The organism is Vibrio sp. MED222, from assembly GCF_000153005.1.
Lineage (GTDB): Bacteria > Pseudomonadota > Gammaproteobacteria > Enterobacterales > Vibrionaceae > Vibrio > Vibrio tasmaniensis_A.
In genome coordinates, this window is record NZ_CH902613.1 from 48,075 (window position 1) to 66,038 (window position 17,964).

Below are 17,964 nucleotides of genomic sequence, written 5' to 3' on the forward strand. Positions count from 1 at the left end.
GAACTTATCAGTAGGGATCCCCAATGAGTTTGGCTCATGATTTAAGAGTATTGGAGTTAGAGTCTCAAGTTGAGTTGCTAGAGCGTTTACAGCTTTTAACTAACTTTGGTTCAAACTTTGTAAATGTTGCTGGTAAAACGGGTTCTGGCCGATCTTGGTTAGCTCAGCGTTATCTTGAAGCATGGTCGACAGAAAAAAATCAGTGTTTACTGCTTTGTCACCCAAGCCAAGACGATCAACAGCGCCGCGCACTTATTCTTAGTCAGATTGTTTCTGACCCACTCTTTAATCAACATGATTCTTTATCTGATAGCCTTGCTAGGTTGCTGGATGGAGATACGTGTAATGTGCTTATTGTCATTGATGACGCCCACCGACTGTCTGAGCTACTGGTATCAGAATTATGGATGTTGGTACTTGAATCTCAATCAAACCCTCAATGGACGATTAATATCGTTCTGTTCTCGCAAACTGGTCACCTAGACACGCTATTAACACGACTTAGTTACGGTCAGCCGCACAAACCTATCGCCCTTGAGATCGATGATCTTTCGCAACCAGAAGCTGAACATTTCTTTGAGTCACTGGTGATTCGATATGTCGATGATGAGTCAGAATCTCGGGTGCGAAATGCATTTAAAAAAGCGCAACCTTTGCCCGGTGAGCTAATAGCCTTAGGAGAATTGAAAGTGGAAAAAAGGATTATTATTCGCTCAATCATTGGTTCACCTATCAATATTGCGATTGTGGTGGCGTTGTTGTTGCTTGTTATCGGCGGCGGTTACTGGTGGATGTTTAATCAACCAACGCCTGACGATAAAGCGCAATCTATTATCGCCCCTATTGAGCAGACAGTTATTCCAACGTTGGAAGTGGAAAATGTAACTGAGCAAGCCACAATCGACGGAACTGTCGATTCTGAAGCCGAAGTTGATATGAGTTATCAAGGTGCTGACGATGACAGCTCTTCTCTGCCGCCGGTCGTGGTTGAAGAGACAGCCAGTGTTGGTCAGGTAGAACAAGACCAGCAACGTGTGGTGATCACCTCTGATGTGGTCGATGCTTTGCTTGATGATAAACCTGAGAGTGTTGATACCAGTGCAATTGAAGCTGTAGTTGAAGAAAAGACAGATGCAGTCGTTATCCCGCAGCCTGATGTTGTGGAACGTGAGTCATTGCCGGCAACGAATGAAGGTTCAGAGCTAACACAATCAGCACCTCCGATAAAAAAAATCACATTTTCATTTGCACGCGAAGAGCTACAAGCTATCTCGCCGCGCGCTTATACCCTGCAGTTGAGTGCGATGACATCATTGGAAGATGTACAATCTTTCATTGAAGAGTATGAGCTTGAGAACAAGGTTCGTATTTACCCAACACTTCGTAACGACACCAAGTGGTTTATTATCACTTATCAAGATTACCCAACGATTCAAGTGGCGCGAGATGCGGCAAGTGCGTTATCAAAACCACTTCAACAGTTGGAACCTTGGGCAAAATCGATGAATCAAGTGCATCGAGAGATAGAACGTGCGAAATAACCCTGAGCTTAGCCTCAAAATATGTTACATTCCGCAGCCTTATTTTTGAGTTGATAGATAGAGCAGTAAATGAAAAAGCAGCGTGCCTTTCTAAAATGGGCTGGTGGTAAATATGGCCTAGTTGAAGACATCCAACGTCACCTGCCACCTGCTCGTAAATTGGTAGAACCGTTTGTCGGTGCCGGATCAGTATTTCTGAATACTGATTTTGAACAGTACCTACTTGCAGATATTAATCCTGATCTTATCAACCTATACAATCTACTTAAAACCGATCCTGAAACCTATATCACTGAAGCGAAGCGTTGGTTCTGTCCGGAGAATAACCGTAGAGAAGTGTTCTTAGATGTTCGCGCTGAGTTCAATGGTACAGATAACGTTATGTATCGCTCGTTAGCTTTCTTGTACATGAACCGATTTGGCTTCAATGGCTTGTGTCGTTACAACAAGAAGGGCGGTTTTAACGTTCCGTTTGGTTCTTATAAAAAACCTTATTTCCCTGAAGCCGAGCTAGAGTTTTTTGCTGAGAAAGCGAAAAAAGCCACCTTCGTCTGTGAGGGATACCATGAAACCTTTAGCCGCGCGCGCAAAGGTTGCGTGGTTTACTGTGATCCTCCATACGCACCGCTGTCGAACACGGCTAACTTTACCTCTTACGCAGGTAATGGTTTTAGCTTAGATGACCAAGCTGCACTGGCGGATGTCGCTGAAAAAGCGGCGATGGAACGCGATATTCCTGTCTTGATTTCAAACCATGACACCACCTTAACGCGCCGTTTATACCATGGTGCGGAACTGAACGTGGTCAAGGTGAAACGCACCATTAGCCGGAATGGCGCAGGGCGCAATAAAGTTGATGAGTTACTGGCGCTTTTCCATAAAGAGAAAAACCAGCAACACGCTTCAACAGAATTGCCGTCGTCAGCATAATCCTCGAACTCATTAAATTGAGTGACCCACGGGTACTTTCTTAAACTAATCTTTCGAACTGCTAGGATCTGCTTAGGTGCTTAGGTAGAATTGCACACCAAATAGTCTTGGGATTGAGTCTTGTACTTGTGTATGAGAGGTCACAAGGCGGTGATATTCGCAATTTACTCACTCTTAAGAGGTTTGGTATGAAAGATTTTCTAATCGCTCCATCGATTTTGTCTGCAGATTTTGCTCGTCTTGGTGAAGACGTCGAAAAAGTACTCGCAGCCGGTGCCGACGTTGTGCACTTCGATGTGATGGATAACCACTACGTACCTAACCTGACTTTTGGTGCACCGATCTGTAAAGCATTGCGCGACTACGGCATCACAGCTCCTATCGATGTTCATCTAATGGTTAAGCCAGTAGACAGCATCGTACCTGAGTTTGCCAAAGCTGGCGCATCAATGATTACCTTCCACGTTGAAGCGTCTGAGCACGTTGATCGCACTCTACAGTTAATCAAAGAACACGGCTGTAAAGCGGGTGTCGTACTTAACCCAGCAACGCCACTTTCTTGCCTTGATTACATCCTAGACAAAGTCGACATGATTCTACTGATGTCAGTGAACCCTGGCTTTGGCGGTCAATCTTTCATTCCTCATACTCTTGATAAGCTGCGCGCTGTTCGTAAACTTATTGACGAATCTGGCCGTGATATCCGCCTTGAGATTGATGGCGGCGTGAAGGTTGATAACATCCGTGAAATTGCAGAAGCGGGTGCAGATATGTTCGTTGCGGGTTCCGCTATCTTCAATCAACCAGATTACAAAGAAGTGATTGATGAGATGCGTTCAGAGCTTGCAAAAGTAAACGCATAATCGTAAAACTACAGATAGATTGAATATTAAGGGGCTCATTGGCCCCTTTTTTACGTCTTGGAGCTCAACTCATAAGACGAACATAATAAATAGGAAAGTAAGATGTCATTAAGCTCAATAAAACTGATTGCCTTTGATTTGGATGGAACCTTGTTAGATAGCGTGCCTGATTTGGCTGTTGCCGCTGATCAGGCTTGTCAGGAACTGGGTTTTTCTTCTGTAAGCGAAGAGCAAGTTCGCGACTACGTGGGTAATGGTGCTGACGTTCTTATCGGGCGCTCACTGAGCCGCAACTTGACGGTTGATCCAAACCTAGAGCCTGAACTGCTAAAGAAAGCGCGTATCTTGTTTGATGATTTTTACGAGCAGAGTGGCCATAAGCTGAGCCACCTTTACCCATCAGTAAAAGAAACGTTAGCTGAGTTGGATAAAGCGGGCTTCACCATGGCGCTTGTAACAAACAAGCCATCGAAATTTGTACCAGCCGTTCTGGCGCAACACGATATTGATAAGTACTTTGTTGATGTGTTGGGTGGCGACTCTTTCCCAGAGAAAAAGCCGAATCCAGTGGCGTTGAACTGGTTGCTAGAAAAGCACAATGTAAAAGCTGAAGAGATGCTGATGGTTGGCGATTCAAGCAATGACATCAAAGCGGCTAAGAATGCTGGCTGTCACTCGTTTGGTCTGACATACGGCTACAACCACGGTGAGTCGATTTCAGTATCAAACCCTGACTATGTCGCAGACAATATTGCGCAATTACTAGATGTCGTTCTAGTTTCAGCATAAAGCGGATAAAAGTTAGCTAACCTACTAGCAAAATACTTATCAATGAGTACACTGGATGAGCCGTGCAGAAGAGCTGTACGGCTTTCTATTTTAAAGTTAAGAAGCTAAGTTTTTCAGATACTAGGTTAAGAAACTAAGTTAACGAGCTTAGCTAACAAGCAAAGGAATTAAAACCATGAGCAAGCCCATCGTATTGAGTGGTGTTCAACCATCTGGTGAACTAAGTATCGGTAACTACTTGGGTGCTCTACGTCAATGGCAACAGATGCAAGATGATTACGATTGCCAATACTGTGTTGTAGACCTTCATGCAATTACGGTTCGCCAAGATCCGAAAGCACTGCACGAAGCGACTCTAGACGCATTAGCAATCTGTCTTGCTGTCGGTGTTGATCCAAAGAAGAGCACGCTATTTGTTCAGTCACACGTACCAGAGCATGCTCAACTTGGTTGGCTTCTTAACTGTTACACGCAAATGGGTGAACTGAGCCGTATGACTCAGTTTAAAGATAAGTCTGCACGTCACTCAAACGACGTAAACGTAGGCCTATACGACTACCCAGTGTTGATGGCTGCAGACATCCTGCTTTACGGTGCTCACCAAGTGCCAGTAGGTAGCGACCAGAAACAACACTTAGAGCTAGCGCGTGATATCGCAACTCGCTTTAACAACATTTACGGTCCTGAAACGCCAATCTTCCAAGTACCAGAACCTTACATTCCAACAGTGAATGCACGTGTAATGAGCCTGCAAGATGCGACGAAGAAGATGTCTAAGTCGGATGACAACCGTAAGAACGTGATTACTCTGCTAGAAGAGCCTAAGTCGATCATCAAGAAGATCAACAAAGCGCAAACCGATGCAGAAACGCCACCACGTATTGCTCACGATTGGGAAAACAAAGCAGGTATCTCTAACCTAATGGGTCTTTACTCTGCGGCGACGGGTAAAACGTTTGAAGAGATCGAAGCGCAGTACCAAGGCGTTGAAATGTACGGTCCATTTAAGAAAGATGTAGGCGCAGCATTGGCTGAGATGCTTGAGCCGATTCAATCTGAATACCACCGTATCCGTGCTGACCGTGCTTACATGGACGCAGTAATGAAAGCGGGTGCCGAAAAAGCCTCTGAGCGTGCTGCAGTAACACTGAAAAAAGCATACGAAGCGGTAGGTTTTGTTACTCGCCCATAGGGTTTACTAAAACGACTCGTTTAGAAATTCAAGCCCAAAGTGACTTTGTTTACTTTGGGCTTTTTATTGCCCGCTCCATTTACCTTCCCAGTAAATCTCTTGTTTGAATTGATAATTTAAGCATTATCTAGCTAACACATTCATCATGCTAATGCTGTGCAGGTGATCTTATTTGGTATCCTCAAGCTTTATAAAGTCACTCTCGTTTCTATATATGTTGGAAATATATAACGTGCCAAACAATTGATGATTCCAAAGTGATAAGTTCCTCATTTTCTTGCCAACTGACTTATTCCTTTCATAAATAAACCTGATAGTTACCACAAAATACATGACTGTCCATAGATGGCAGTGACTATAAATCAATGAACTCAGGTGAAACGGATGGCTCTTTTACACAAACCTTCATTGCTAGCAGTGGCAATTGGTAGCTTGTTAACCACAAGCGCACACGCTGATTTGTTTATTTCACAATATGTGGAAGGCGGCAGCTACAACAAAGCGGTTGAGATCGCCAATAACGGCGATAGCAGCATTAACTTAGATGGTTACTCACTGGCGAAGTCTGCCAATGGCAATGGATCATGGGGCGCCACTTTACCTTTAGATGGCCACGTTTTAGCGCCCGGTGAAGTACTCGTGGTCGCACATTCTAGTGCGAGTGATGAGATTAAAGCTCAAGCTGACATCATTAATGCCTCTATCGCCAATCATAACGGTGACGACCCGCTGGCTATTTTGAATTCAGATGGTTCGGTACATGATGTTGTTGGTTTGATGGGCGATGTGGACTGGGGCAAAGATGTTACTTTGGTTCGTGCGACACAAACACCTTCTGCGACGTTTGATGCTTCACAATGGGTATCGCTACCAAAAGACAGTATTGAAGGCCTAGGTTCACTAGACAGTGTTGAACTGCCAGAAGCGTTTACTTGTACACAAGATGGCTCTGACCCAGTATTCACCACCATTCAAGAAATCCAAGGTGAGGGCGCTACATCGCCATTCATCGATGGCTATCCATACATCACTGACGATGAATACTTCGTCAAAGGTGTGGTAAGTGCAGTCACTACTGGCCTAACCAAAGGCTTCTATCTGCAAGCACTTGAGGATGACTTCAATTCAAGTACCTCTGAAGGTCTATTTATTCACACTAACCAGTCAAGCTCAGATTTAACTGCGGGCGATGTGGTGTGTGTGAAAGGTAAGGTTCAAGAATACTACAGCCACACTCAGCTTAAAGTTGAAAACAACCAATGGCTAAAGCAGGGCGAACAACAAGCACCACAAGCGACAGCGATTGAAGTGTTAGACAGTGACGAGAACTTCGCTGCAACGCTTGAACGCTACGAAGGCATGTTGGTGAAAACAACCGAAGCACTTGATATGCGTGTGACGCGTACCTTTGGTTATGACTACGCAGGTCGTCGTAACAACATGGTACTGGCGCATGAGCGTATTAACATGCAGCCAAATCAGCTTTTCGCCGCGGGTTCTGACGAAGCGAAGCAGCAAACTGAAGACAACGCAGACCGTCGTCTTTTCGTTGAAACCGATCAAAAAGCGGCTGATGGACAAGTCCCTTTTTATCCAGATTTTGGCCGCACTGATATCGACCAAGACGGTTCAACAGAAGATTACATCCGCATTGATGACACCATTGTTGGCCTAGAAGGCGTGCTGACCTACAGCTACGGTGAGTATCGTTTAATTACGACCAACCAGATCTCGGCTGAAAACTTCTTACGTAACGATCCGCGTACCGACAAACCAGATATGGATGAAGGTGATTTACGTATCGCGACCTTCAACGTATTGAACTACTTTAACTCTCCATTTGGTGGCGACGCGAATCAGCACGGCAACAACCGTGGCGCGAACACCATCACTGAGTTTGAGATGCAGCAAGAGAAGATTGTGAACGCGATTCTTCGCTTAGATGCAGACATCATTGGTTTGATGGAAATTGAGAACAACGGCTTTGGTGAAGGCTCTGCTATTCAGCAACTTGTAAACCAACTGAATGATCGCATTGAGCGTAAGAAAGACCGTTATACCTTTGTGGCTGTCGACTCGAACGAAGATGGCGTAACCGACGAGATGGACTCGATTGGTACTGACGTTATCACAACGGGTGTTATCTACCGCAAGAAGGTAGTGAAGCTTAAAAACAGCCGTGTTATCGCGATGCCAAGCCAACAAGCACCAGAAGTGTTAGACGATTCAGGCAAGGTGATTGAAGACGGTAAGAACTATCAACGTGACTCATTGGCGCCAACTTTTAAAGTGAAAGGCACCAAAGAGAAACTGACCGTTGCGATTAATCACTTTAAATCGAAAGGTTCTAAGTGTTGGGAAGATGCAGCCCCTGTCGAACAGGGCGGCCAAGGTGGTGTTGACGCCGATAAGCAAGGCTCATGTGAGAACTTCCGTGTGGCTGCTGCGGTTGCACTGGGTGAAGCGCTAGATGGCATCAAAGGCCATAAAGTGATTCTGGGTGATATGAACTCGTACGGCATGGAAGACCCAATGCTGGTACTGACGGATTACTCTGAAGAGAAATACGGTAAGCAAATCAAAGCGGCGCGTAACACCTACATTGACGGTGTCGAGCAGTTTGGCGATAACGGTGCGGTGATTACTAAGAACTACGGCTACATTAATGCTGTGGCTCAAAAGCACCCAGACAGCTGGAGCTACTCATACAATGATGAGGTTGGCGCTTTGGATCACCTGTTGATCAGCGACAGCCTGAAAGACATGGTGGTGGATGCGACTGACTGGCACATCAACGGCGGTGAATCGAAGTTGCTTGATTACAACGAAGAGTTCAAAGGTGATCTGCCGAAGTACCAAGATCACTTCCGTTCATCGGATCATGATCCGGCAGTTCTTGAGCTTAAAGTCGGTGGTTCATTCGGCTTAGGTGCATTGATGTCATTGTTTGGCTTAGCAATGTGGCGTCGTCGCAAGTAGTGACATCGTTAACTGCGCAAGCCAGTTGATACAGGTAACTGAAAGTTATCTGTAAACAATTAAGGTCAACTTAGGTTGGCCTTAATTATTGGCGAAATGCAGTTTCCACTTGCCTTTCGCCATGGGTATTGCACAATACCGCCCCTATATCTCCCAATCATTTAGTATTTAGCAAACGATTTCGACCCATGTTACTTATCATCGATAACTACGACTCTTTTACCTATAACTTGTATCAGTATTTCTGTGAGTTAGGGGTCACTGTGAAAGTTGTTCGCAACGATGAGATTGATATCGCAGGTATCGAAGCGCTGAATCCTAGCCATCTTGTTATCTCGCCGGGCCCGTGTACGCCCGATGATGCGGGAATCTCTCTGCAAGTCATTGAACACTTCGTGGGTAAGTTGCCTATCTTAGGTGTGTGCCTTGGTCATCAAGCCATTGCTCAAGTCTTTGGTGGTGAAGTCGTGCGAGCCAGACAAGTGATGCACGGTAAAACCTCTCCCATCCGCCACAATGGCAAGAGTGTTTTTCAGGGGTTGAATAACCCTCTAACCGTGACACGTTACCATTCTCTAGTGGTGAAAAATGGCACGCTGCCTGACTGCTTTGAATTGACCTCTTGGACGGAATTTGAAGATGGCAGCATGGATGAGATCATGGGTTATCAACACAAAACCTTGCCGATTGATGCCGTACAATTTCACCCTGAGTCGATTAAAACAGAGCAGGGACACCAACTTCTCGCTAACTTCTTAGCGCGTTGAGTGTTTAAATTTGCCCCTTTCTCCGCCTAAATAAGCCAGTTAAACCTGTCAGCCAATTTGTTAAGCGTTTAAATTCGGGCTCTACGAGTCTCTTACTCCTCTGACGCCGATCACTTTTTATAACATTTCTCTCTCGCTTCGCTAAGTTTTTAGCCTATGCAAAATTATTCGCGTTATTTCCTCTCGAACCCTATATACCGCTGTGCCAGTAAGGCTTTGCTATTACTAGTCATACGTTTAGGTAAAAAAAGCTTCATAAAACAGATTAATTGATGCATAAATAGTCATAGGTAGTGACGTTTAGCTGGTTGTGAGGGATGGCTAAAGAATAATCTACTATTGAAAAGGTTAATTAAATGTAAATATAATGCTGCAGCGGGATTATGGCGAGACAAAATATCTTTGTCTCACTTATGAACCATTACGCTTATTTGCGAAGCTTGCGGTATCGAGAAGGAATGTACGATGACAGTGGAAAATAAAGTAGAACGTAGTCTGTTTAATGAGGTGATGGTGCCTTGTTATAACCCAATGGAAATGATCCCAGTAAAAGGGGAAGGCGCACGCGTTTGGGACCAACAAGGCCGAGAGTATATCGACTTTGCTGGTGGTATCGCTGTGAGCTGTTTGGGTCACTGTCACCCGGCAATGGTTAACGCAGTTACTGAGCAAGCAAACAAGATTTGGCACCTAAGTAACGTGATGACCAACGAACCTGCGCTGCGTCTAGCGAAAAAGCTAACCGACGTATGTTTTGCAGAAAAAGTATTCTTTGCCAACTCTGGCGCAGAAGCGAATGAAGCAGCATTGAAGCTAGCTCGTCGTTGGGCAGCGGATGTTCACGGTCCTGAGAAATCTGAAATTATTGCATTCAAACAAGGTTTCCACGGTCGTACTTTCTTTACCGTAACGGTGGGTGGTCAAGAGGCTTACTCTGATGGCTTCGGTCCTAAACCGGGCGATGTAACTCACCTGCCTTACAACGATATTGCAGCGCTAGAAGCGCACATCTCTGATCGTACTTGTGCAATCATGATGGAACCTCTGCAAGGCGAGGGCGGTATCATCTCTCCAACATCTGAGTTCGTGAACACGGTTCGTGAACTGTGTGACAAACACAATGCGCTGCTTATCTTTGATGAAGTGCAAACAGGTAATGGCCGTACAGGTAACTTTTACGCTTACCAAGGCCTAGGTGTGACACCTGATATCCTAAGCACAGCGAAATCACTAGGTGGTGGTTTCCCAATTGGCGCAATGCTAACAACGTCTGAACTTGCGACACACCTAAAAGTGGGTACGCACGGTTCTACTTACGGTGGTAACCCACTGGCGTGTGCTGTTGCTGAAGCCGTTGTTGACGTAGTAAGCCAACCTGAAACGTTGGCTGGCGTGAAAGAACGCGAAGCACTATTCCGTGATGGTTTAGCTAAGATTAACGACAAATACCAAATATTCAGTGAAGTTCGCGGTAAAGGCCTATTGCTAGGCGCTGCGCTTAATGAAGCATGGCAAGGTCGTGCTCGTGATGTACTAGTAGCAGCAGGCGAACAAGGCTTGATGGTACTGGTTGCGGGTGCAAACGTAGTTCGTTTTACTCCATCACTGGTTATCACAACACAAGAAATTGAAGAAGGTTTATCAAAACTAGACAAAGCAATCGCTACGCTAGTTTAGCCTGAGCGGCGTCATAGGAATGATCGCCATTAGAGCGATCCCATGACGTACTGCTAAAGGCCCAAGCTTCTGGTTTTGGGCCTGTTTTGCATCTGGAGGGAATATTGATGCTAGTTGTTCGCCCAATAAAATTATCTGATTACGATGCGCTGCATACCTGCGCGGTTGAATCTGGTCACGGATTCACATCTCTTCCGGTTAACGAAGAACTGTTAACTAACCGAATTACTCACTCTGAATACAGCTTTGCTAAACAAGACGTGACTGAACCCGGTGATGAAGGCTACCTAATGGTTGGCTTCGACACTGAAACAGGAGAAGTTGCAGGCACGACAGGCATCGAAGCCTCAATTGGCTGGGATGTTCCGTTTTACTCTTACCACATCAGCAAAGTGGTTCACTCATCGCAAAAGCTTGGCGTGAATAACGTCGTTAAGCTGCTGACTTTCGGCAATAACTACACCGGATGCAGTGAGATCTGCACACTGTTCTTGCGTCCAGCTTTCCGTGGTGGATTGAATGGTCGTTTGATGTCGAAGTGTCGCTTCCTGATCATGTCAGAGCACCCAGAGCGTTTCTCGAAAACGATTTTTGCTGAGATGCGTGGTGTATCGGATGCGGAAGGTAACTCACCTTTCTGGCAATGGCTGCAAGAGCACTTCTTCTCAATTGATTTCACGCTTGCTGATTACCTCACTGGTATCGGTAAGAAAGGCTTCATTGCTGACCTAATGCCGAAGCTGCCTATCTACGTGAACCTACTGAGCAAAGAGGCTCAGGCGGTGATTGGAGAGGTACATGATAATACACGCCCAGCACTTAAGTTGTTGGAACGTGAAGGTTTCACTAACCGTGGTTATGTCGACATCTTTGATGCAGGCCCAACGGTTGAGTGTGATTTAAGAAACATTGAATCAGTGCGTCATGCGATTCGAGCTCAGGTTCAAATTGCAGAGCACTCCAGCTCTAAAGACTTCCTAATTGGTAATACCTCATTTGAGAACTTCCGCGCAGTAGCCGCGAAAGGCGCGTATGACCAAGCAAGCGACACAGTGATTTTATCATCTGAAGTAGCAAGCGCTCTTGAAGTAAAAGAAGGCGAATTCGTTCGTATGTTGGCTCAATAAGAGCGGCGATTATCTGTCGAAGATTTTAAGGATAGAAGTATGACTCAGTGGATAGCAGGACAGTGGGTGGCAGGTCAAGGCGACGCCATGACATCAGTAAGCCCATACAACAATGAAGTCGTGTGGCAAGGCGATAGTGCAACACCAGCGCAGGTTGAATCTGCAGTAGCAGCGGCTCGTGATGCGTTCTTAGTTTGGAAGAAACTGAGCTTTGCAGAGCGTGAAGCGATCGTGTTGAACTTTGCTGAGAAGGTAAAAGAGAACAGCGAAGAGATTGCACAGGTTATTGCAAAAGAGACGGGTAAGCCGATTTGGGAAACTCGCACTGAAGCGGGCGCAATGGCGGGTAAAATCGCTATCTCTATTCGTGCGTACCACGAACGTACTGGTGAAGCTTCGCGTGAAGCGGCAGGTAACCAAATCGTACTGCGTCATCGTCCATTAGGCGTTATGGCGGTATTTGGCCCTTACAACTTCCCAGGTCACCTACCTAATGGTCATATTGTTCCAGCACTGCTATCGGGTAATACCGTGGTATTTAAGCCGTCAGAGCAGACACCTTGGACAGGTGAGTTTGCGATGAAGCTATGGCAAGAAGCAGGCCTTCCTGCTGGCGTGATCAACCTAGTGCAAGGCGCTAAAGAGACAGGTATCGCACTGGCTGATGCTAAAGGTCTTGATGGCGTGCTATTCACGGGTAGTGCTAATACCGGTCATATCCTTCACCGTCAATTCGCGGGTCAACCGGGCAAGATGCTGGCGCTAGAGATGGGTGGCAACAACCCGATGGTGATCAGTGACCAATTTGGTGATGCTGACGCGACGGTTTATACCATTATCCAATCGGCTTTCATCAGTGCGGGTCAACGTTGTACATGTGCGCGTCGTTTGTATGTTCCTGTTGGCGAGAAGGGTGAACAACTGCTCGATAAGCTCGTTGCGGCTACCTTGAAGATTCGTGTTGATCAGCCGTTCGCAGAACCAGCACCCTTCATGGGCCCACAAATCTCTGAAGCGGCAGCTAAGTTCATTTTGGACGCGCAAGCTAATCTGCAATCGTTAGGTGGTGTAAGCCTAGTCGAAGCAAAAGCGGGCGAAGCGGCGTTTGTTTCTCCGGGTATTATCGATGCAACCAACATTGCTGAGTTGCCAGATGAAGAGTACTTCGGCCCATTACTGCAAGTGGTTCGCTACCAATCGCTAGAGCAAGCCGTTGAACTGGCTAATGACACGCGCTTTGGTTTGTCTGCAGGCCTAGTTTCAACCGACGATTCCGAATGGGAATACTTCGTTGACCATATCCGTGCGGGTATTGTTAACCGTAATCGCCAGCTAACAGGTGCAAGTGGTGATGCACCATTTGGTGGCCCGGGTGCTTCAGGCAACCTACGCCCAAGTGCTTACTATGCGGCTGACTACTGTGCTTACCCAATGGCGTCAATGGAAGGTGGTGAAACTCAACTGCCAACTACGTTTAGCCCAGGTATTGAGCTGTAGTTTTGGTTCTTAAACTTTAACTTGATGAATCATAAGCTTATGAGCTCTAGGTTCATGAGTAACAGATTCATTGATTGATTGTGTAATAAGGAAGCGGTGTTATCGCTTCCTATTTTCACCCACGTCCGACACCTAGATTGGGCGGTAGATAATAATAGAACAAGTATGTCACAGGCTGATGGCTGCTGACTCTATGTCCAGCCTCTCCCTTTCTAATCCAAATTACTAGCTTGCTAGAACCTCTGACAAGGAGTCACCATGACGCCCGATCTACTCTTTAAATCACTATGGAATGATTACATTCACAGGCTTTGCCCATCGGCTGAGAAAGTACACCATTTGCTGAAAGAAGATGAAGCTCTGATTAATGATCACATTGCACTGCGTACTTTCAATGTTGCACCGCTAGGTATTGAAACATTGGCTAAACCTTTCCTTGAGTTAGGTTACAAGGCGTGTGGCGATTACTTATTTGAGAGCAAGAAGCTAGTGGCTAAGCACTACGAGCACCCAGATCCAAACCAACCAAAAGTGTTCATTAGTGAGTTGAAGGTCGAAGAGTGTTCAAGTGACCTGCAACAGATCGTTGCTAAGTTGGTTGAGCAAGTGGATGCTAGCAAACTGCAAGGTCATGAATTCTTGTTTGGTGGTCGTCTTTGGGATTTGAGCTTCGCAGATTTCCAAGTGCTAGCAAAAGAGAGTGAGTACGCTTCTTGGCTAGCCGCTCATGGTTACGGTGCAAACCACTTTACGGTGAGTGTGAACCAGTTAAATAAGTTCGATGAAGTGCAGGCCGTGAATGACTATCTGAATGAGTCGGGATTCACTATCAATGTATCTGGCGGTGAGGTGAAAGGCTCTCCAGTGGTCTTATTAGAGCAATCATCAACAATGGCAGACAAAGTCCCAGTTTCATTTGTTGAACGCAATGAGATGATTCCTGGCGGCTTCTATGAGTTCGCTAAGCGTTATGCGATGGCTAATGGTGAGCTTTATACCGGATTTGTCGCGGCATCAGCTGACAAGATCTTTGAAAGCACCAACGGTTAAAGAAAAATACGAGCATGGGCTTTGCCCTAGAGGTGCGGGTACGCTTCGCTTCGAGATACTTTAGAATAGTGAAGTCCGATTTATAACTTTGCTTCCCGCATCTGTTCTCTAGATATTTAGAAAACAAAAAAGCCACCAAATTCGCATTTGGTGGCTTTCAAATTTTTGGCTCAGTTAATCGAGATTAACGAGTGCCGTATACCACGATGGTCTTACCGTGTGCAGAAATTAGGTTCTGCTCTTCTAGCATCTTCAAGATACGACCTACGGTCTCACGAGAACAACCAACAATCTGGCCAATCTCTTGACGAGTGATCTTGATTTGCATGCCGTCAGGGTGAGTCATTGCATCTGGCTGTTTTGCTAGGTTTAGTAGCGTTTGAGCGATACGACCTGTTACGTCAAGGAACGCTAAGTCACCAACCTTTTGGCTAGTTACTTGTAGACGGTTTGCCATTTGCGCTGAAAGACGCATTAGAATATCTGGGTTCACTTGGATAAGTTGACGGAATTTCTTGAAAGAAATCTCAGCCACTTCACAAGGAGATTTTGCACGAACCCATGCAGTACGCTCTTGGTCTTCTTCGAACAAGCCAAGCTCACCGATGAAGTCGCCTTGGTTTAGGTAAGAAAGAATCATTTCCTTACCTTCTTCGTCTTTGATAAGAACTGCCACAGAACCTTTAACGATGTAGTACAAGGTTTCTGCCTTTTCACCAGCATGAATCAAAGTACTTTTTGAAGGGTACTTATGAATATGACAGTGTGAAAGGAACCACTCTAATGTTGGATCGGTTTGGGGTTTACCTAGAACCATAATATCTTACTTCCTCTGCAGGGTATGCTTGCCGCTTTCCATATTTTAGCTAAGCCTGAATTGACCTAGCTAGGATAAGAGCACTCGTTGAGTGCTGCAAGCTATCTTGTGTTTCGTTTAAGAATAGTATCCTTTTTCAGGTACTATTTCTTGATTTTAATCGTGACCAAGCTACGATTTTTTACGCAAAATTGTGCACATGATCACGGTATGAAAAGTAATCAACCAGAATGTTGTTTTGTTAGCCTATTTTCCCGGTTTCTATAAGTTGTTGCAGGATCGGCCTTACAATGAGCTCCATAGCAAAACTCATCTTGCCTCCTGGCACCACAAGCGTGTTATGACGTGACATAAATGAGCCATCAATCATAGCCAACAGGTAAGGGAAATCGACGTTTTTGATGCCGCGCAAACGTATAACCACGAAGCTTTCGTCTAAACTTGGGATCCCTTTTGCATTCAGTGGATTTGATGTATCTACGGTAGGGACACGCTGAAAGTTGATATGAGTACGCGAAAACTGCGGGGTAATGTAGTTAAGGTAATCATCCATTGAGCGAACAATAGAATCCATCACCGCTTCGCGAGAGTGACCACGATCGCGTGTGTCACGAACGAATTTCTGGATCCACTCCAAGTTTACGATAGGTACCATGCCGATAAGCAGATCGACGTGTTGAGAAACATTGATGTCACCATCGACTACGCCACCGTGAAGACCTTCGTAGAACATCACATCCGAGTTTTCAGGGATCTCTTGCCATGGCGTAAAGGTGCCGGGCATTTGATTGTAAGGCACGGCTTCATCGAAGGTATGCAGATAGCTACGGACTTTTCCCGTGCCTTCATGGCCGTATTGACGGAAGAAATCTTCTAATGCACCAAAATCGTTAGCTTGTGGACCAAAGTAGCTGATGTGTTTACCTTGCTCGCGCGCCTTACGGATCTCGACATCCATCTCTGGTCGAGTGAAGCGATGGAAACTATCCCCTTCAACCCAAGCCGCCTTCACGTCCATCATATTGAACATTTTTCGGAAGGCTTCTGATGTAGTGGTGGTGCCGGCTCCAGATGAACCCGTCACCGCAATAATTGGATGTTTAGCGGACATGACAACCCTTGTCTTTTGAGTAACTTACTTGTTAGCAATCGTTTACCACTATAACACGGCTCCTTTATGAGCGCAGCTTAGAAGCGTTTTGTGACTTGAATATCAACGGTTTCATGCAGTTCAGAAAACACGATACTCACTTCTCCTGAGGCTAATTGATGTTTCACTTGGTCAATTTTGTTTTGCAGTGAAACTTCTACGTCACCATAGTCTGTACCTTCACGCAGTACGAATTCTTTGATGAGGTTTTGCAGTGTCTCTGGCGCAATGTCTTGCCACGGGATGATCATAAATACTTCTCTCTTTTATGTTCATGGATAGGTTTATTGTTGTAGAAATGAGTGAGCTTAGTAATATTTTTACTGCTATTTACTAAGACTCGTCATTATGCATTATGCCGAATCTTGTAGACTTTCATAGTAGGCGGGTAATGCTTCTTCTAACCAAAATCTTGGCTTGAGTGTGCTGCCGGTAATGAACCCCACATGACCGCCTTTTTGAAACAGTCGATAATCGATGTTATCAGGCAGAACGAACTTTGGAATCACATCATCGGTCATGAAAGGATCGTCCTTGGCATGAATGATCTGAGTTGGTAGTTTGATCTTCTTGAGTTTAGGCAGTGCGGAGCATTGTGCATAATAATCTTGGGCATTTTTGAACCCATGCAGAGGCGCCGTGATTTGTTCATCAAACTCATACAGTTTGGTGATCTTCTTAATGGTTTCCGCTGTGACCCCCAGCTTTTCCTGTAGCAGGTTAACTTTTTTCAAGGCGTTTGATTTTAGAGAGTTGAGTAGATACTTCTTATAGAGCTTGGAGAAGCCCTGCTCAATGCGACTAGAACAACAAGCCAAGTCAAATGGAGCTGATACTATGGTCGCCGCCGACAGCAATGGGTCGTCGGCATACTCAGCCAAATAATTCGCCAGCATGTTACCACCCAAAGAGATACCAACTGCAACTTTGGGGTTGCTGGGGAACTGCGCGTGCAGATGCCTTAGGAAAAAGCGCGCATCTTCGACTTCACCTGAATGGTATGCACGAGCCAAGCGATTTGGTTTTCCGCTGCAACCTCTAAAGTGCATCATCACTGATAGCCAACCATCTTTAGCAAATGCATTCATCAGCCCGTTGGCGTAAGGGCTCTCAAAGCTCCCTTCTAATCCGTGGAATAGAACGAATATTGGCTTGTTACTTTTATCATCATTGCTTGGCGTGTCACCGTCTGGCGATTCACTCCATGCAAGGTCTAGGAAATCGCCGTCGGGAGTTTCTAAGGTCTGCCATTGAGGAGCAAACAACGCCTGCTTTCTAATAAATCTTGGCACTAAGGTTTGTAAATGTGGATTCGATAGGCCAGCGGCAGCGGTAAATATTGTCATAAAAACAGTCCATGCTTCTTTTATGGGCTTTGATAAAGTGTTGAGCTTTTAGCGAAACGCCCACGTTTTTATTTGAGCTTGGTTGATTCTTAGCATAAGCGCAAGGGTTTCACTGATATGATCGACCAAAACAGGTGATGGGTAACTGGTTGAATAATATCAAGGTTGGGCGTATTAAAGACTCACCCCCAAATGTTTTTTAGTCAGCATGCGATCATGGTAACGAGCGAGCGCAGTTA

At 45.5% G+C, this 17,964-nt stretch carries 15 protein-coding genes; 11 read left to right on the forward strand and 4 right to left on the reverse strand.

Annotated elements, in window-relative coordinates; all coding sequences use genetic code 11:
* Positions 1 to 23: 23 nt before the first annotated feature.
* From MED222_RS00920 to MED222_RS00870, 11 genes are all read left to right on the forward strand, one after another.
* Positions 24 to 1,541: an SPOR domain-containing protein gene (locus tag MED222_RS00920; protein WP_009848909.1), complete on the forward strand. Its 1,518-nt coding sequence runs from the start codon at positions 24 to 26 to the stop codon at positions 1,539 to 1,541.
* Between the two features lie 69 nt (positions 1,542 to 1,610).
* Positions 1,611 to 2,471, forward strand: a complete 861-nt coding sequence (locus tag MED222_RS00915) for a Dam family site-specific DNA-(adenine-N6)-methyltransferase (protein ID WP_009848910.1) — start codon at positions 1,611 to 1,613, stop codon at positions 2,469 to 2,471.
* Positions 2,472 to 2,659: 188 nt separating this feature from the next.
* Complete coding sequence (gene rpe, locus MED222_RS00910; protein ID WP_009848911.1) at positions 2,660 to 3,334, forward strand: ribulose-phosphate 3-epimerase; 675 nt, start codon at positions 2,660 to 2,662, stop codon at positions 3,332 to 3,334.
* A gap of 102 nt (positions 3,335 to 3,436) precedes the next feature.
* Positions 3,437 to 4,123 carry a phosphoglycolate phosphatase gene (locus MED222_RS00905; RefSeq protein ID WP_009848912.1) on the forward strand — a complete coding sequence of 229 codons (687 nt, stop codon included), beginning with the start codon at positions 3,437 to 3,439 and terminating at the stop codon, positions 4,121 to 4,123.
* 175 nt (positions 4,124 to 4,298) lie between these two features.
* A complete protein-coding gene (trpS, locus tag MED222_RS00900) occupies positions 4,299 to 5,315 on the forward strand; it encodes a tryptophan--tRNA ligase (protein WP_009848913.1) in 1,017 nt (338 codons plus the stop codon).
* A 384-nt stretch (positions 5,316 to 5,699) separates the two neighbouring features.
* Positions 5,700 to 8,294: an ExeM/NucH family extracellular endonuclease gene (locus tag MED222_RS00895; RefSeq protein WP_009848914.1), complete on the forward strand. Its 2,595-nt coding sequence runs from the start codon at positions 5,700 to 5,702 to the stop codon at positions 8,292 to 8,294.
* A gap of 188 nt (positions 8,295 to 8,482) precedes the next feature.
* A complete protein-coding gene (locus MED222_RS00890) occupies positions 8,483 to 9,061 on the forward strand; it encodes an aminodeoxychorismate/anthranilate synthase component II (RefSeq protein WP_009848915.1) in 579 nt (192 codons plus the stop codon).
* A gap of 465 nt (positions 9,062 to 9,526) precedes the next feature.
* On the forward strand, positions 9,527 to 10,738 hold the full coding sequence (locus MED222_RS00885) for an aspartate aminotransferase family protein (RefSeq protein WP_009848916.1): 1,212 nt from the start codon (positions 9,527 to 9,529) through the stop codon (positions 10,736 to 10,738).
* A 107-nt stretch (positions 10,739 to 10,845) separates the two neighbouring features.
* Positions 10,846 to 11,865, forward strand: coding sequence for an arginine N-succinyltransferase (gene astA, locus MED222_RS00880; protein ID WP_009848917.1), 1,020 nt, complete (start codon positions 10,846 to 10,848; stop codon positions 11,863 to 11,865).
* 39 nt (positions 11,866 to 11,904) lie between these two features.
* Positions 11,905 to 13,362: a succinylglutamate-semialdehyde dehydrogenase gene (gene astD / locus MED222_RS00875; RefSeq protein WP_009848918.1), complete on the forward strand. Its 1,458-nt coding sequence runs from the start codon at positions 11,905 to 11,907 to the stop codon at positions 13,360 to 13,362.
* Positions 13,363 to 13,620: 258 nt separating this feature from the next.
* Entirely contained in the window at positions 13,621 to 14,412 is a 792-nt protein-coding gene (locus MED222_RS00870; protein WP_009848919.1) for a DUF1338 domain-containing protein, read from the forward strand.
* Positions 14,413 to 14,596: 184 nt separating this feature from the next.
* Here MED222_RS00870 and crp read toward each other — a convergent pair whose 3' ends face one another.
* The 4 genes from crp to MED222_RS00850 all read right to left on the reverse strand — a co-directional run bounded on the left by crp (position 14,597) and on the right by MED222_RS00850 (position 17,725).
* Entirely contained in the window at positions 14,597 to 15,229 is a 633-nt protein-coding gene (gene crp, locus MED222_RS00865) for a cAMP-activated global transcriptional regulator CRP (RefSeq protein ID WP_004729651.1), read from the reverse strand.
* Positions 15,230 to 15,470: 241 nt separating this feature from the next.
* The gene (locus MED222_RS00860; protein ID WP_009848920.1) at positions 15,471 to 16,340 is read right to left on the reverse strand and encodes a phosphoribulokinase; all 870 of its coding nucleotides are present in this window, start codon (positions 16,338 to 16,340) and stop codon (positions 15,471 to 15,473) included.
* Positions 16,341 to 16,417: 77 nt separating this feature from the next.
* Complete coding sequence (locus tag MED222_RS00855) at positions 16,418 to 16,630, reverse strand: YheU family protein (protein ID WP_009848921.1); 213 nt, start codon at positions 16,628 to 16,630, stop codon at positions 16,418 to 16,420.
* A gap of 102 nt (positions 16,631 to 16,732) precedes the next feature.
* Positions 16,733 to 17,725, reverse strand: a complete 993-nt coding sequence (locus tag MED222_RS00850) for a hydrolase (protein ID WP_009848922.1) — start codon at positions 17,723 to 17,725, stop codon at positions 16,733 to 16,735.
* Positions 17,726 to 17,964 lie beyond the last annotated feature (239 nt).

Bases quoted from the DNA above. Each gene is read 5' to 3' on its own strand.
- MED222_RS00920 (WP_009848909.1), top strand. From the start codon at position 24: ATGAGTTTGGCTCATGATTTAAGAGTATTGGAGTTAGAGTCTCAAGTT.
- MED222_RS00915 (WP_009848910.1), top strand. From the start codon at position 1,611: ATGAAAAAGCAGCGTGCCTTTCTAAAATGGGCTGGTGGTAAATATGGC.
- rpe (WP_009848911.1), top strand. From the start codon at position 2,660: ATGAAAGATTTTCTAATCGCTCCATCGATTTTGTCTGCAGATTTTGCT.
- MED222_RS00905 (WP_009848912.1), top strand. From the start codon at position 3,437: ATGTCATTAAGCTCAATAAAACTGATTGCCTTTGATTTGGATGGAACC.
- trpS (WP_009848913.1), top strand. From the start codon at position 4,299: ATGAGCAAGCCCATCGTATTGAGTGGTGTTCAACCATCTGGTGAACTA.
- MED222_RS00895 (WP_009848914.1), top strand. From the start codon at position 5,700: ATGGCTCTTTTACACAAACCTTCATTGCTAGCAGTGGCAATTGGTAGC.
- MED222_RS00890 (WP_009848915.1), top strand. From the start codon at position 8,483: ATGTTACTTATCATCGATAACTACGACTCTTTTACCTATAACTTGTAT.
- MED222_RS00885 (WP_009848916.1), top strand. From the start codon at position 9,527: ATGACAGTGGAAAATAAAGTAGAACGTAGTCTGTTTAATGAGGTGATG.
- astA (WP_009848917.1), top strand. From the start codon at position 10,846: ATGCTAGTTGTTCGCCCAATAAAATTATCTGATTACGATGCGCTGCAT.
- astD (WP_009848918.1), top strand. From the start codon at position 11,905: ATGACTCAGTGGATAGCAGGACAGTGGGTGGCAGGTCAAGGCGACGCC.
- MED222_RS00870 (WP_009848919.1), top strand. From the start codon at position 13,621: ATGACGCCCGATCTACTCTTTAAATCACTATGGAATGATTACATTCAC.
- crp (WP_004729651.1), bottom strand. From the start codon at position 15,229: ATGGTTCTAGGTAAACCCCAAACCGATCCAACATTAGAGTGGTTCCTT.
- MED222_RS00860 (WP_009848920.1), bottom strand. From the start codon at position 16,340: ATGTCCGCTAAACATCCAATTATTGCGGTGACGGGTTCATCTGGAGCC.
- MED222_RS00855 (WP_009848921.1), bottom strand. From the start codon at position 16,630: ATGATCATCCCGTGGCAAGACATTGCGCCAGAGACACTGCAAAACCTC.
- MED222_RS00850 (WP_009848922.1), bottom strand. From the start codon at position 17,725: ATGACAATATTTACCGCTGCCGCTGGCCTATCGAATCCACATTTACAA.